General features: G+C 49.8%; 11 protein-coding genes and 1 pseudogene. 9 read left to right on the top strand and 3 right to left on the bottom strand.

The annotated features are described in order from the left end of the window. The first annotated feature begins 6 nt into the window (after positions 1–6). The 7 genes and pseudogenes from ACLJPQ_RS07825 to ACLJPQ_RS07795 all read left to right on the top strand — a co-directional run bounded on the left by ACLJPQ_RS07825 (position 7) and on the right by ACLJPQ_RS07795 (position 6,761). A pseudogene (locus ACLJPQ_RS07825) lies at positions 7–930 on the top strand (LysR substrate-binding domain-containing protein). A 359-nt stretch (positions 931–1,289) separates the two neighbouring features. Continuing rightward, positions 1,290–3,719 (top strand): DMSO/selenate family reductase complex A subunit, encoded by a 2,430-nt coding sequence (locus tag ACLJPQ_RS07820; protein WP_080184735.1) that lies wholly within the window; start codon positions 1,290–1,292, stop codon positions 3,717–3,719. A 10-nt stretch (positions 3,720–3,729) separates the two neighbouring features. Then, positions 3,730–4,347 (top strand): DMSO/selenate family reductase complex B subunit, encoded by a 618-nt coding sequence (locus ACLJPQ_RS07815; protein WP_000213088.1) that lies wholly within the window; start codon positions 3,730–3,732, stop codon positions 4,345–4,347. Between the two features lies 1 nt (position 4,348). Continuing rightward, positions 4,349–5,206 (top strand): dimethyl sulfoxide reductase anchor subunit family protein, encoded by an 858-nt coding sequence (locus tag ACLJPQ_RS07810; RefSeq protein WP_080184736.1) that lies wholly within the window; start codon positions 4,349–4,351, stop codon positions 5,204–5,206. A gap of 41 nt (positions 5,207–5,247) precedes the next feature. After that, the gene (gene dmsD, locus ACLJPQ_RS07805; protein WP_000129295.1) at positions 5,248–5,862 is read left to right on the top strand and encodes a Tat proofreading chaperone DmsD; all 615 of its coding nucleotides are present in this window, start codon (positions 5,248–5,250) and stop codon (positions 5,860–5,862) included. Positions 5,863–6,100: 238 nt separating this feature from the next. Next, positions 6,101–6,382 (top strand): hypothetical protein, encoded by a 282-nt coding sequence (locus tag ACLJPQ_RS07800; protein WP_000323820.1) that lies wholly within the window; start codon positions 6,101–6,103, stop codon positions 6,380–6,382. Positions 6,383–6,416: 34 nt separating this feature from the next. Continuing rightward, positions 6,417–6,761: a carboxymuconolactone decarboxylase family protein gene (locus ACLJPQ_RS07795; protein ID WP_000950636.1), complete on the top strand. Its 345-nt coding sequence runs from the start codon at positions 6,417–6,419 to the stop codon at positions 6,759–6,761. Between the two features lie 219 nt (positions 6,762–6,980). Here ACLJPQ_RS07795 and ACLJPQ_RS07790 read toward each other — a convergent pair whose 3' ends face one another. Continuing rightward, the gene (locus ACLJPQ_RS07790; RefSeq protein WP_001216554.1) at positions 6,981–8,594 is read right to left on the bottom strand and encodes an ABC transporter substrate-binding protein; all 1,614 of its coding nucleotides are present in this window, start codon (positions 8,592–8,594) and stop codon (positions 6,981–6,983) included. A gap of 189 nt (positions 8,595–8,783) precedes the next feature. Between ACLJPQ_RS07790 and mpaA the strand changes: the two genes are divergently transcribed. After that, complete coding sequence (gene mpaA / locus ACLJPQ_RS07785; protein ID WP_000219106.1) at positions 8,784–9,512, top strand: murein tripeptide amidase MpaA; 729 nt, start codon at positions 8,784–8,786, stop codon at positions 9,510–9,512. Here the strand turns inward: mpaA and ycjG are convergent. Further along, positions 9,487–10,452 (bottom strand): L-Ala-D/L-Glu epimerase, encoded by a 966-nt coding sequence (gene ycjG / locus ACLJPQ_RS07780; protein ID WP_080184737.1) that lies wholly within the window; start codon positions 10,450–10,452, stop codon positions 9,487–9,489. The genes mpaA and ycjG overlap by 26 nt on opposite strands. Positions 10,453–10,567: 115 nt before the next feature. Here ycjG and tpx point away from each other — a divergent pair, with 115 nt between their 5' ends. Beyond that, on the top strand, positions 10,568–11,074 hold the full coding sequence (gene tpx / locus ACLJPQ_RS07775; RefSeq protein WP_000084401.1) for a thiol peroxidase: 507 nt from the start codon (positions 10,568–10,570) through the stop codon (positions 11,072–11,074). 89 nt (positions 11,075–11,163) lie between these two features. Here the strand turns inward: tpx and tyrR are convergent, their stop codons facing one another. Then, positions 11,164–12,705: a transcriptional regulator TyrR gene (gene tyrR, locus ACLJPQ_RS07770; protein ID WP_001235493.1), complete on the bottom strand. Its 1,542-nt coding sequence runs from the start codon at positions 12,703–12,705 to the stop codon at positions 11,164–11,166. Positions 12,706–12,849 lie beyond the last annotated feature (144 nt).

Below are 12,849 nucleotides of genomic sequence, written 5' to 3'. Positions count from 1 at the left end.
AATAAAATGCGTTCGCTTAATCGCTTGAAATGGCTGCACGCTTTTGAAGCAACTGCGCGTCATGGTAGCTTCACAGGTGCAGCCAAAGAGCTAGGCGTCACCCCGGCAGCCGTAGGACAACTGGTTCGGGCACTTGAAGACTGGGTAGGCCACCCCCTTTTACACCGTACACGTTCTGGTAAAGAAAGGCTCACGCTCGTGACTGAAGCTCAGGATGCGCTAAAAGAGATCACTCAAGGGCTCGATAGCCTTGAGTCAGGACTTAATAAACTGCGCGGTCGTCAGGCTCGATCCGTCGTCATTCTCACGGCCTCACAAGTTCTGGTGATGAACTGGTTAATGGAAAAATTAAATCGTTTTTCCGAAACGCATCAAAATATCGAGCTACGCCTGAATGTGACGGAAAAACTCATGGATGTGGCTCACGGAGAGGCAGATATTGGTGTTCGTTGTGGCAAAGGAGACTGGTCGGGGGTAAATAAGACATGGTTAATGGATGAGGAAGCTGTTCTGGTATGCAGCCCACGCATTGTACCGCCTGAGAAAATTACGTGCGGCGAATGGCTGGCAGAACAAAAACTCATCCATGATGATACCCTGCACCCTGGTGCAAATTTTCCTTCATGGGAAGAAGTCTTAGCCGCAACGCAAGCTCCAGCTACGCGTTATACAGGATTGCATATTAACTCTACCTCAGCGGTTATTATGGCTACGCTTAGCGGCTAGGGTGTGGCAATTGTCCGCCGTGCGCTGGTTGAACAGTTAATTGCCACAGGACAACTGATACAACTTCATCCAAATATACGCTGGCCGCTAACATGGTCCTATTACATTGTTACACCACAAAAAGCAGTGATGCGTCCTGAAGTAAAAGTTTTTCATGACTGGTTAATTAATGATATTTTGATTAAAAATAGCCCAACCTCCTGAATTTCAGGAGGTCATCCTTTTAATTTTAGTGACTAAAGCCATCAAAGGCTATTTTTCATACAATTAAGATAGAAAATCTTTACTGCAACTAAAGTTTATCTCCCTTGCCCGTGCCATTATCCACTTCGATAATACCCACAATGAAGTAAAGGGTTCGTTTCCGAATAGAGAAAAATTTGAATTTTACCCGTCAGGTAAATAGCTCAAACTTTCTTCGCCCTTAACTCATATATATTATATAAAAGCCAGCCTAATGTTAATTAATATCATTCATTATTACACAAAAATGAATATTCATATTTTAACACTGGCTATTTTTGTATGCTTTTTAAACAATGTCATAATAACAGGTGAACGTAATGGATCGTTGCGAGGAAGAACGGTTAATCGAAGTTCCTGTCTCCCGGAGAAAGCTAATTCAGGCTGGGGCAACAACAGGACTAATGGCCGCAGTGGGAGGATTATCATTACCATTCAGTTTCACAAGTCAAGCCGCGAACAAAACCGCTATCGTCGAAGATAAGGCCGTCTGGAGTTCCTGCACAGTAAACTGTGGAAGTCGCTGCCTGCTTCGATTGCATGTAAAAGATGATTCTGTTTATTGGGTAGAATCTGATACCACAGGCAACGATGAGTACGGAAACCATCAGGTCCGGGCCTGCCTTCGTGGACGCTCCATTCGTCGTCGTATGAATCATCCTGATCGATTGAAATATCCCATGAAACGCGTTGGTAAGCGTGGTGAAGGTAAATTTGAGCGGATATCCTGGGATGAAGCACTGGATACTATCGCGGATAATCTGAAACGAATTATTGCAAACTATGGCAATGAAGCAGTACATGTTATTTACGCCACAGGTGTCGCTGGCGGAAATATTACTAAATCATCAATGCCCTTCCGCCTGATGAATTCCTGCGGTGGCTTTTTAGGTCGTTACGGTACCTATAGTACTGCACAAATCACAGCGGGCATGAATTATCTCTATGGTGGCAGAAGCGGAAACAGCCCGGATGATATCGCTAATACTAAATTGGTTGTAATGTTCGGAAACAATCCAGCCGAAACACGTATGAGCGGCGGTGGTGTTACCTATTATGTTGAACAAGCGCGCGAACGCTCCAATGCGCGGATGATCGTTATCGATCCTCGCTACAACGATACCGCAGCCGGACGAGAAGATGAATGGTTACCTATTCGTCCTGGAACGGACGCCGCCTTAGCTGCAGCACTTGCCTGGGTTCTCATCACCGAAGATATGGTAGATAAACCCTTTCTTGATAAATATTGTGTAGGCTATGACGAGGTTACGTTACCAGCAAGCGCACCAAAAAATGGTCATTATAAAGCTTATATACTCGGCGACGGTCCGGATGGTATAGCAAAAACACCTGAGTGGGCAGCTCAAATCACAGGTATTCCGACAGACAAAATTATTAAGCTGGCGCGTGAGATCGGCCAGGCGAAACCAGCCTATATTTGCCAGGGATGGGGGCCACAGCGTCAATCAAACGGAGAACAAACGTCAAGAGCCATTGCAATGCTCGCCATTTTGACCGGCAATGTCGGTATTTCTGGCGGCAACTCTGGCGATCGAGAAGGCACCTTTGATCTCGGTGTTGAAATGTTTTCCCCTCTAAAAAATCCTGTTAAAACTGAAATATCCTCCTTTACCTGGACCGAAGCTATTGAGCGCGGAACTGAAATGACCTCTACTCGTGATGGCGTACGAGGTAAAGACAAACTGGATGTGCCAATAAAATTCATGTGGTGCTACGCCAGCAACACGCTGATAAATCAGAACAGCAATATTAGTCGCACACATGATATTTTGCAGGATGAAAATAAGTGCGAAATGATTGTCTGCATTGACCATTTCATGACTGCCTCAGCAAAATATAGCGATATTTTACTCCCTGACCTGATGCCTACTGAGCAGGAAGATCTTATCCCGCATGAAGAGGCCGGGAATATGGCATATGTTATTCTGGGACAACCATCAACATCGCCAAAATTTGAACGCAAGCCTATTTACTGGACAATGAGTGAAATAGCAAAACGCCTTGGACCTGATGTTTACCAGACTTTTACCGAAGGCCGTACACAACATGAATGGGTTCAATATCTTTGCGCCAAAACGAAAGAACGTCATCCCGATATGCCGGATTATGAAGAGATGAAAACTGCAGGTATTTATAAACTTAAATGTCCGGATGAGCATGTTGTCGCATATAAGGATTTTCGCAAAGACCCTATCTCCAATCCCCTTAAAACACCATCGGGAAAAATAGAAATCTATTCTGAACGACTGGCCAATATCGCAAAAACATGGGAACTGAAGCCTGATGAAGTCATCGATCCTTTACCCATTTACACTCCAGGCTTTAATGGCTGGGAAGATCCAGCTCGTCGCGAGTATCCATTGCAAATGACCGGGTTCCACTTTAAAGGCCGCGTGCATTCCAGCTACGGCAATATTGATGTTCTGAAACAGGCCTGCCGACAGGAGATTTGGATAAACCCTATTGATGCCCGGGATCGCGGAATCAAAAACGGAGACACCGTTCGGGTATTTAATCAGTATGGCCAGACGTTGATTCCCGCAAAAGTCACACCTCGTATCATGCCTGGCGTTACTGCTATGGGCGAGGGAATGTGGCTGAATGCCGATATGTTTGGTGACAAAGTCGACCACGGTGGCTCAATTAACATTCTGACAACACATCGCACTTCACCGCTGGCAAAAGCTAATCCTTCGCACAGTAATCTCGTTCAGGTCGAAAAGGTATAAGGAGTAACCGATGACAACCCAGTATGGATTTTTTATTGATTCCAGCCGTTGCACCGGTTGTAAAACCTGCGAACTGGCCTGCAAAGACTACAAAGATTTGACCCCGGATGTCAGCTTCCGCCGCATTTATGAGTATGCGGGTGGTGACTGGCAGGAGAATAACGGCGTCTGGCATCAGAATGTCTTTGCCTATTATCTCTCCATTTCGTGCAACCATTGTGCCGACCCGGCATGTACCAAAGTCTGTCCGAGCGGAGCGATGCATAAGCGGGAAGACGGTTTTGTGGTGGTGAACGAAGAGGTCTGTATCGGCTGCCGCTACTGCCACATGGCCTGCCCGTACGGCGCGCCGCAGTACAACGCCGCCAAAGGTCATATGACCAAGTGCGACGGCTGCCACGACCGGGTGGCGGAAGGCAAGAAGCCGATTTGCGTCGAATCCTGCCCGCTGCGCGCGCTGGACTTCGGGCCGATTAACGAGCTGCGTAAGAAACACGGCGAGCTGGCGGCGGTAGCGCCATTGCCGGGTGCGCACTTCACCAAACCGAGCATAGTGATTAAACCTAATGCCAATGCACGTCCGTGCGGCGATACCACTGGCTATCTGGCCAATCCGAAGGAGGTGTAAAATGGGAAATGGATGGCATGAATGGCCGCTGGTACTGTTTACGGTACTGGGACAGTGTGTCGCGGGTGCGCTGGTTGTCAGCGGACTTGGTTGGCTGGCGGAAAAAAACGATCTGCCCGCCAGGCAGCGTATTGTACGCGGTATGTTTTTTCTTTGGGTGGTGATGGGGCTGGGCTTTCTGGCGTCAATCATGCATCTGGGTTCACCCATGCGGGCGTTCAACTCGCTCAACCGCGTCGGCGCGTCCGGATTAAGTAATGAAATTGCCGCAGGGTCGATCTTTTTCGCTGTCGGCGGTTTCTGGTGGCTGGTGGCCGTTCTGGGGAAAATGCCAGAAACGCTTGGTAAACTCTGGCTGCTGATCAGTATGGTGCTCGGTATCATCTTCATCCTGGCGATGACCCGCGTTTATCAGATTGAAACCGTCCCCACCTGGTATACTGGGTATACGACTCTCGCCTTTTTCCTGTCTGCATTCCTCGGCGGCCCACTGTTTGCCGCACTCCTGTTCCAGGCATCCAGAGTCCCCTTTAACAGCACGATATTTTCCAGCATCAGCTTACTTGCTCTATTGGTCTGTATTGCTGTCATCGCGTTACAGGGTATGGCTCTGGCCAGCATTCATAGCTCAGTACAGCAGGCCAGCAGTCTGATACCGGATTATGCTGTATTGCAGGTCTGCCGTGTGGCACTTCTTGTCATCGGCCTGGGCTGCTGGATCTGCCCATTGGTACGTCGCAAAGAGCCACATATTGTTGGGTTACTACTGGGTCTTATCCTGGTGCTTGGCGGCGAAATTTTAGGCCGCGGCCTGTTTTATGGGCTACATATGACTGTCGGTATGACAGTGGCAGGTTAACAAATTAGTGCGGGGGAACCCGCACTTTACGGAATGGTTTTATGACTGATTTCACACAATGTGACAATTTTTCCATGACGGCACGCGTACTGGGCGCCCTCTTTTACTTTGCGCCAGAGAGTGCTGAAGCCTCTCCGCTGGTTTCAGCATTCACATCTGATGAATGGCAAACACAATGGCCGCTGCCGTCGGAGGAGTTGCCTCAACTGGCAAGAATGTTTAAAGATGGCGGCGATGACTCTCTTACTGAGTCCTTTCAGCGTTTATTTATCGGGCCTTATGCCTTACCGTCACCGCCATGGGGCTCCGTCTGGCTGGATCGTGAGAACGTTTTATTTGGTGAATCCACACTGGCGCTGCGCCAGTGGATGCGGGAGAACAGTATTCAGTTCGAGATGCAACAAAATGAGCCAGAAGATCACTTTGGTTCTTTATTACTGATGGCAGCCTGGCTTGCAGAGCAGAGTCGACACAGCGAATGTGAACAGTTACTGGCATGGCATCTGTTCCCATGGTCATCCCGTTTCCTCGGGGTGTTCATTGAGAATGCCGGACATCCTTTTTATCTGGCTTTGGGAAAACTGGCGAGTTTAACACTGGCAAAGTGGCAAACCATGTTATCAATCAATACTAAAAACCTACCTCTCCACCGCTAATATTGCCTATACAGGGGGCTTTATTCAAAACAAATATTCTAATGAGGCCTCCATATTCCAGACTCACCCAGGTGAATTAAGTCCTCGTCAGGACAATACACAACATAGAAAATCTTCTCCGCCACACAAGAATATGTGATTTGTTAGATCAGACGGTCATGTTGATAATTTCCCTACTGTCATTCGTCAATGACTGTGAATACTCTGCTTATCTCGGTCCCTTTTGAAGGAGAATACTATGGCTTACTTACAAATCACCCTGAATATCAGCAACCACAACCGCCCTGCCGCAGCAAATGTTTATCAAAAATATAAAGCGCCATTTTTAAATACCATTGCCGGAGCGACCTCAAAAGAATTGCTTATTCGGGATGAAGACGTGCAAGTTTTACATGGCTTTGAAACTACTGCTCAAGCGCAGGCGTATCTTACCAGTGAATTATTTACAAAAGACGTTGTGGAAGAATTGAAGCCTTTTCTGAACCAGGCACCAGATATTCGCATTTATTATGTGATCTGAATACACAATCCTCTAATATAAAACAGGAACAGATATGCTTTCAAACTGGAATGAGTATCGTAGTGGCCTGCTGGCTGCCATTGGTAAATTTGCCACATTGCAGCCGGAGTTCATGAAAGGCTTTCAGCAAATGGACAAGGGGACTTTAGAAAATGGGCATCTGGATCCCAAAACACAGGAATTGATTGCGCTGGCCGTGGCGGTTACTACCCGTTGCGATGGTTGTCTGGCAGTGCACGTCGATGCGGCCGTGAAACATGGCGCAACCCGGGAAGAGATTTCTGAAGCATTGTCCGTGGCTATAAAAATGAACACTGGGGCAGCCCTCACCTACACAGCACGCGCACTGGATGTGTACGACAACCTGCCGAATAAATAACGGTATCTCTGCTCTAAGCTACCGCCATTTTAGGGGAAATGGATGGTACTATTCGTAATTTAGTGCAACCGTTTTTCCTTGAATACGCCAGTAATACTGTCAGGAAAGTACAGTTTCAACTTTAGCAGGAGATGGTCAGAAGAAGAAACTGGCGCTGCAAGCCGCGCCAGTTCTGAGTTTGGCAGTGGTTACCTTTCATCAAAAGGTAACCAGTACGCATCAGTGCTTCACGATATACATCGTACGGCTATAGGCCACATCTTCCGGGTTAGTAATGGGGTATCCCTTTACCCACGGTTTAATTAACCGGCCATTGGTATACTGATAAATAGGCGCTATAGGCGCTTGTTCCGTTAAAATTTTCTCCGCTGCATTGTAATCCGCGTTACGCGCTTCGGCGGTATTTTCCATCGTCGCTTGCGTCAGGATTTTGTCATAAGTCGGATTAGTAAAGCGTGAAATATTCCCCGTATGCGTGGACGTTAATAAGGATAAGAAAGTCGACGGTTCGTTGTAATCACCCACCCAAGAGGCGCGAATAACATCAAAATTACCGGTATTACGGCTGTCGATATACGTTTTCCACTCCTGGTTTTGCAATTTCACATCCACCCCCAGATTTTTCTTCCACATTGACGCCACCGCAATCGCGATTTTCTGATGGTTTTCTGAGGTATTGTAAAGCAGAGTTAATTTAAGCGGCTTCTGCGATCCGTAGCCTGCTGCACGCAGCAATGTTTTCGCCTGGGCGTTAAGTTCTTCCTGACTCATTTGTTCAAACGGTGAAGGATCGGGCGTAAATCCTGCCGTGACATCCGGTGTAAAATGCCAGGCCGGTTTTTCACCGGTACCTAAGACTTTTTCCGCCATCAAACGGCGATCAATGGTCATACTTAGCGCCAGACGAACGCGGGAATCCGCCGTCGGCCCTTTCTGCGTGTTAAACGCATAATAATAAGTCCCTAATTGCGGCGGCGTATAAACTTGCCCTGGAATATCCTTCAATAATTTCTGGTACATATTTTTAGGGAAAGATTCGGTGATATCAATATCACCGGCAAGATAACGTTTCGTCGCAGCCGACTCCTGGTTAATGGGTAAAAATGTCACTTTTTGCAGTACCGTTTTCGCGTTATCCCAGTAATGCGTATTAGGCACGACCACCAGTTTTTCATTTACCACGCGCTCTTTAAGCACATACGCGCCATTGCCAATCAGTTTTCCCGGCTTCATCCAGTCTTTGCCGCTTTCGACATTCGCTTTTTGGACCGGATAAAAGGCAAAACTGGCGGTCAGACTGGCAAACCAGGGCAACGGCTTGTCAAGCTGAACACGCAAAGTGTGCGCGTCCACGGCACTGACGCCAAGCTGATCCGGCGTGACTTTACCGTCGATAATGGCTTGCGCATTAGTGATGCCAGCCAGAGCGGCAAACCAGGCGAAGGGGGAAAGCGTTTTGGGATCAACGAGGCGTTGCCAGCTATAGACAAAATCCTGGGCGGTCACCGGCGTTCCATCGGCCCATTGCGCATCATCCCGCAACGTAAACGTCCAGATACGATTATCATTGCTCTTCCACTGGCTGGCGACGCCAGGGATAATTTCACCCTTTTCGTTCTGGTTAACCAGCCCTTCAAACAGATCGCGGATCACCTGAATTTCAGGCAGCCCAACGGCTTTCGCTGGATCTAACGAAGCGGGCTCATCTTTGATATGACGCACCAGTTCTTGTTTCTCTGCCAGTACCGTTCCGCCGGGAACATCCGCAGCATATGCCAGGGAAAAGCTGCTAACCAACAGCGCACAACAGGTTACTGAAACAGAATGCCTCATAGAAGTTCCTCAAAGATGAGTTAAATGACAACGTAATTATTTGTTTCAGCAGAAAGAAATGCAATTATCTTCCGCCAGAAAGTTGATATCGCGCCATACAAGAGGGTAAATAGAAACCATTTGATAATCGGCGGGTTTTACACAACACTACGATGATTACCCTACTGGTCTCAGCTTCGGGAAACGCGTATGACTGTCACCCGCCCCCGTGCCGAGCGCGGCGCATTTCCGCCAGGCACTGAACATTATGGACGTTCGCTACTAGGCGCGCCGCTAATCTGGTTTCCGGCGCCTGCCGCCGATCGCGAAAGCGGTCTGATACTGGCTGGCACCCACGGGGATGAAACCTCATCCGTGGTGACGCTCTCCTGTGCGTTACGCACCTTAAATCCAACCCTTCGCCGTCATCATGTCGTACTTGCCGTTAATCCTGATGGCTGTCAACTGGGGTTAAGGGCAAATGCGAATGGCATTGATCTAAACCGTAACTTTCCCGCCGCCAACTGGAAAGCGGGTGAGACAGTTTATCGCTGGAATAGCCGCGCGCAAGAGCGTGATGTCGTGCTGCTAACCGGCGACCATCCCGGATCAGAACCGGAAACCCAGGCGCTTTGCCAGTTAATTCATCGACTCCAACCCGCCTGGGTCGTCTCTTTTCACGATCCGCTAGCCTGCATTGAAGATCCACGTCGCAGCGAGCTAGGCGAGTGGCTGGCCGATGCGTTTGCGTTGCCGCTGGTAACCAGCGTAGGTTACGAAACGCCCGGTTCGTTTGGCAGCTGGTGCGCCGACCTCAACCTGCACTGCATTACCGCCGAGTTTCCCCCTGTTTCTGCCGATGAAGCCAGCGAAAAATACTTGCTGGCGATGTCGAATCTGCTCCGCTGGCATCCTAAAGATGGAGTTGACCCGTCGTAAAGCGTAGCGCGGGCTCAACATCAACCGCCAGCCATGTTGGGCCATCAAGATCGGCGAAGCTCACCTGCGGCATAAGCGGCAGCGCGGCGCTAATCGCTCTTGATGTACAGAGCATACAGCCCAGCATCAGGCCGAATCCTTGCTCCCGCGCCTCCGTTGCCAGCGCCAGCGCCTCGGTCAGACCGCCGGTTTTATCCAGCTTAATGTTGATCATATCGTAGCGCCCCGTCAGGGCTTTCAGACTACTGCGAGTATGGCAGCTCTCATCTGCACAGATGGGCAACGGATGAATAAAATTTTCCAGGGCGGCGTCATCCTGCGCGGGCAGCGGTTGCTCCAGCATCGCGACATTCAGATCCGCCAGTAACTGGCAACGCGCCGCCAGCCCTTCTGGGCGCCACGATTCATTGGCGTCCACAATGAGCGTCGCCTCCGACACCGCCGAGCGGATCGCCACCATACGTTCGCTAATCAGACGAGCATCGAGTTTGATTTTCAGCAACGTCGCCCCTTTTTCCCATAGTGCCGCCGCACTGGCTGCCATCTGTTCCGGCGTACCTATCACTACCGTTTGCGCGGTAGTAAAAACCGGGGCCAGCGTCACGCCGAGCAGCCCGGCAAGGCTTTGCTGCCGCTGGCGGGCCTGCAAATCCCATAAGGCGCTATCCACCGCGTTGCGCGCCGCGCCTGCCGGCAACAGTTTCTGCAATGCTTCGCGAGTCAGCCCGTTTTCCAACTGAGGCACAATACTCATGATTTGCGCCATGACCGAGGCATCACTTTCACCATAACGTGGATATGGCGTACATTCCCCGATGCCTTTTACGTCCTCTTCTTCCAGTTCGACAACGACAACATGCGCTTCGCTTCGGCTACCACGCGCAATAACGAAAGGCGTATGCAACGGCCAGGTTTCCTCATATACCTTAACAGATCTCATCTCTTCCCCTCTGATAGCGCCGGACGCGGCTTGCTACAAATAGTATTTGCCGTGTTAATGAATAATGACTTAAACTGGATTTCGACGTTAACTATAAGTAAATAGGAACATAATTATGTCACAGACTGTACATTTCCAGGGTAACCCGGTCACCGTTGCCAACGTTATTCCGCAGGCTGGTAGCAAAGCACAGGCTTTTACTCTTGTCGCAAAAGATTTGTCTGACGTTTCCCTCAGCCAATATGCAGGCAAACGCAAAGTGCTGAATATTTTCCCAAGCATTGATACTGGCGTATGCGCCGCATCAGTTCGTAAGTTTAATCAACTGGCCACAGAAGTGGAGAATACCGTCGTATTGTGCGTTTCTGCTGACCTGCCTTTTGCACAGTCGCGTTTTTGCGGCGCGGAAGGCCTGAGCAACGTTATTACGCTTTCCACTCTGCGTAATAACGAGTTTCTGAAAAACTACGGCGTCGAAATCGTTGACGGCCCGCTGAAAGGTTTGGCGGCGCGCGCAGTCATCGTGCTTGACGAAAACGACAACGTTATTTTCAGCCAGTTGGTGGATGAAATCACCCACGAGCCGGATTACGACGCCGCGCTTAATGTCCTGAAGGCATAAGCCAGCGCCTGCTGGCGCTACGTTTGTCAGTGCTACAGGCGGTGCTCTTTTGTCACAAGAAGGCCTCTATCCGGAGGCCTTCTTTTTTTCTACTCTTCACCCTTCTTCTGGCTCAGACCATATTCACGCAGCTTATTGGCAATCGCGGTGTGCGATACCCCCAACCGTTTCGCCAGTTTACGCGTACTCGGATAGCTACGATAAAGCTGGGTCAGGACAGAACGTTCGAAACGACTGGTAATGTCATCCAGAGAACCTTCCATCGCATCCTCGCCGACTGCCACCGTCGCGGCATCGTAGTCAGGCAGCAGGATATCCTGCGGACGCAGCTCATACCCTTCCAGCTGCGTCAGCGCCCGGTAAATCGCATTTTTAAGCTGGCGAACGTTACCCGGCCAGCCGTAACGAGTGAGGACCGTACTCAGATCGGCAGACAGTTTCGGTCGCGGAACGCCCTGTTCGTCGGCAAAACGCGCCACGAACAGTTCGGTCAACGGCATAATATCCTGCGGACAATCGCGCAACGGCGGCAAATTAAGCGTCAGAACGTTAAGTCGATAATAGAGATCTTCGCGGAACAGTCCTTTTTGCACCAGCTCCACCAGATTTTTCTGCGTGGCGCAGATAACGCGGACATCAACATGAATTTCGTGATCTTCGCCGACGCGACGGAACGTTCCATCATTGAGAAAACGTAGCAGCTTCGCCTGCATACGCGGCGACATTTCGCCAATTTCATCCAGCAGCACCGAGCCGCCATTCGCCTGTTCAAAAAAGCCTTTTTTACCTTCCGGCGCATGGCCAAATAGTTCGCTTTCTACCGCATCTTCCGGGATTGAAGCGCAGTTGAGCGCCAGATACGGCTTCGCTGAACGAGGGCTTGCCTGGTGACAGGCATAGGCGAAAAGATCTTTGCCGGTTCCCGTATCGCCGGTAATCAGCAGCGGCGCGCTGAGCATCGCCAGTTTGCGCGCCTGCTCAACGACGTGCTTCATCTTTGCGCTCACGGCAATAATCTGACTAAACGCGCTCAGATCCTGCGTGGACAAATTCTGTAGCTGCTGCCCCATACGAATCGTGGAACGCAACATCACGACCGCCCCGGTCAACACGTATTCGTCATTTTCGTTTTGTAAATGTACCGGCGTAATCTCCATCAGGAAGTTTTGCCCGTTGATCACGACATGTTCGTTATGGGAGCTTTGCGGGTTACCGTCCAGCCAGCGCTGAAAATTGAAACCGTTGATTAATTGTGCGGCGGTATGGTGCCGCATTCGCTCCTGGCTCTGGGCAAAAAGCTGACAACTCGCCGGGTTCGCCATCTCCACTTTACTCTTCATATCCAATGAGAGCACCGGCTCCGGCAACGCCTCAAGCAGCGCGCTCAGGGCCAGATGTTCACGTTCGGACGGCATCCAGGGAACGGTACGGACATCCGTTACGCCGGAAATACGGCGGATTTCGGCCATCAGGCTGCTAAAGTCGGTGAATTCCAGCTCAGCAAAATTAAGATAAATTCGCCCAATGGGATCAATCTCGATTCCGCGTAAATCAATGCTACGTAACACCAGTAAATCAAGTAATTCGCGGGTCAGACCAAGTCGGTCTTCACAAAAGACTTCCAGACGCATGGGAACCTTCACCTGAATAATGAACCATTAAATAGATGATAAGACACTATTCGGCTGGCAGGAAGGATTCTGTCAACAAATATTGACAGCATGACGGAAAAACGGGCGCTGCGGCGTAAAGCCAGGCAATCAGCGCCCTGTGGA

Origin of the sequence: Salmonella sp. SAL04213 (assembly GCF_046550535.1) — a bacterium.
In the GTDB taxonomy this organism is placed as follows: domain Bacteria; phylum Pseudomonadota; class Gammaproteobacteria; order Enterobacterales; family Enterobacteriaceae; genus Salmonella; species Salmonella enterica.
Note: the sequence above shows the minus strand (reverse complement) of the source record. Positions and strands in the feature narration are given on the sequence as shown.